Source organism: Castellaniella denitrificans, from assembly GCF_027214045.1.
In the GTDB taxonomy this organism is placed as follows: domain Bacteria; phylum Pseudomonadota; class Gammaproteobacteria; order Burkholderiales; family Burkholderiaceae_B; genus Castellaniella; species Castellaniella denitrificans_A.
This window is the reverse complement of record NZ_JAPWHE010000045.1, coordinates 1-240: the sequence shown is the minus strand read 5'-3', so window position 1 is coordinate 240 and position 240 is coordinate 1. Positions and strand designations below refer to the sequence as shown.

General features: G+C 61.2%; 1 protein-coding gene. It reads right to left on the bottom strand.

The features are described from left to right. The coding region (locus O4H32_RS14965; RefSeq protein ID WP_269360411.1) for an ABC transporter permease subunit at positions 1-240 on the bottom strand (240 nt) is incomplete at both ends.

The following is a 240-nucleotide window of genomic DNA, read 5'->3' as shown; positions in this document are numbered from 1 at the left end:
ATACGCGGTATTGCCGTTCACCAGCCCGGCAATCACCGGATCGCCCAGGGTGCGGGCTCCAATGGTTGAGCCGATAGCGGCGGTCGCGATATTGATAGTAACAGAGGTTCGAATACCCGCGAGAATGACCCTTCCGGCCAGGGGCAGTTCTACTCGCACAAGGACCTGCACTGGCGACATGCCCATACCCAGTGCGGCCTCCCGCACAGCCGGATTGATACCTTCCAGACCCGCCAGGGT